Here is a 1,827-nt window from a genome sequence, read left to right as displayed (position 1 = left end):
CGTCATATTTACGCCGAGTTTTGGGTTTACCTGGTTGCAGCATGATCTTGCTAAGTTAAGCAAGTTCACTGTGCCGATTAATTAGACCATCTCAGATTTCTTCAGCTACTCCCTTTCCTTTTTATTCGTGTCTGGTTTATCCGGGTGGGTTGGCGAACGTTGCGTCGGTAGTCTGGGAGGGGTAGGAATTGTTCGACCACCCTGTACGGGAAGTCCTGGATCGATTACAAAATGTTCCTTAGTCAGATGCTCGTCGTTAAGAAAAGCGTTAAGATCCTTAAGATCTCTGAGCGCTTTTAGGGGAAGTTTAGCCATTATTTCTCGGAAGGTTTATTGCTACTCTGTGTTGAAACAGGTTGATTCTTGGACGTTTGCTCATTATGCTTCGGCAGTGATGGGGGGACAGGTATCGTTCGGCCCCGCTGCTCACTCGGCGGAGATTGTGTTTTCGATCTATCTTTCGACACGTGACTGATATTTTTGGTTACGAAGGTGATTAATAGACACAGACCTAAAAGTAATGCAATAATGGAAGAATAATTAATCCAGTCTATGATATTGTTGCGTCTATTTATATTGAGCACTAAAACACTATAATCCATTTCAGTATCGCAATATTTATTATAATCGTCAGTACTTTTTTCTGCAAGCTTTCTACTCACGTAATGAGAGATTAAATTTACACACAATGCTAAGGATAAGAGAATCCATGATGAAGTAAGTATCCAGACATGAACGCTCTTGCTAAGATCAACGAGCTTTTCCAAGAAGGCAAACGACACTCCCAGCGCACTTGAGGCAATAAATGTTAGCTGCTTTTCAAAATCGTCCTCACTCTTTTCTTTAATTCTGTTGAGCAGGTCATTATTTTTATCCTGCGAATGCTGATCACTTATCATCGATCAAGGCTTTGTGTTTACATTCCCTTCATGCTTTCTTATACTAGGTTCCGGCATTGAACACATTACCCGCGTCGAGCCGGTAGATTCACCCCTTACGCTGGAAGCGTACAATAGATAAATCACTGACAGAGTCAAGGATTAGACCGAATTCACTTGCGTGATGGTTCTTTCCGCTAGTTGGCCATAGTCGTTGGTTATGCTCACCTACACAGGCTGTCCCTGGCCCCCTGCACCTCTGCCACATCACACGCCAGGGATACACAGCATCCAAATTACCGATGAAGATGCCGCTTCGTTAAAACCTACCCGTCCCGTTGATGACGCATTGTACTGCTACTACAAAGTACAAACGTATACAAACAAAAAACCCTACCGGTTGGTAGGGCGTTGGTTTATTCTTTGTTGTCCCTAAAAGACTTGATGGCGCAGGAACTTTACTCAAAGATGGGTTGTTATCCCGCGCAATCACGCCCACCATTACTGTAGATACGTTATGGGCCTGTAGCTCAAAGTCTTTGTACACATACTCGCTGTCCTCATCGCTGAACCAGCCTCGGAAGATACGAGCGGCATTAGTGAGGCGGTTCGGTTTATCGGCACACTGACTTTGTCAGGTTTGCGTAATACTGATCCTCAAATTGTTCAGGGCTTTGATAGCCCAGCGATTAATGCTTGCGCACTCGGTTGTAGTTCATCTCAATGTACTGCGGCGGCGGACCGCTCGAAGAGTTCGACCACCTGTGCGACCCCACCGGCAATCCGTATCAGGGCTTTCATATGTGGTGGTAAGCCGTGCGCGTCTCACTCTAATCGTTTCGTCACCCATGCCTTTTTGTATCGCCGTATACGACGTTAGCCAGAAACGCACCGGCCGGATGCTCAAACTGTTTCGGCGGTATCTGAGCTGGGTGCAGAACTCGGTCTT

General features: G+C 45.6%; 2 protein-coding genes. One reads left to right on the top strand and one right to left on the bottom strand.

All coding sequences use genetic code 11. The annotated features are described in order from the left end of the window. Positions 1 to 314 precede the first annotated feature (314 nt). A complete protein-coding gene (locus tag CLV58_RS27850; protein ID WP_106141117.1) occupies positions 315 to 899 on the bottom strand; it encodes a hypothetical protein in 585 nt (194 codons plus the stop codon). Positions 900 to 1,570: 671 nt separating this feature from the next. Between CLV58_RS27850 and CLV58_RS29085 the strand changes: the two genes are divergently transcribed. Further along, positions 1,571 to 1,827: CRISPR-associated endonuclease Cas2 (locus tag CLV58_RS29085; RefSeq protein WP_342748968.1), on the top strand; the 257-nt coding region annotated here is incomplete at its 3' end.

This window comes from Spirosoma oryzae, from assembly GCF_003002825.1.
GTDB classification, from domain to species: Bacteria; Bacteroidota; Bacteroidia; order Cytophagales; family Spirosomataceae; genus Spirosoma; species Spirosoma oryzae.
Note: the sequence above shows the minus strand (reverse complement) of the source record. Positions and strands in the feature narration are given on the sequence as shown.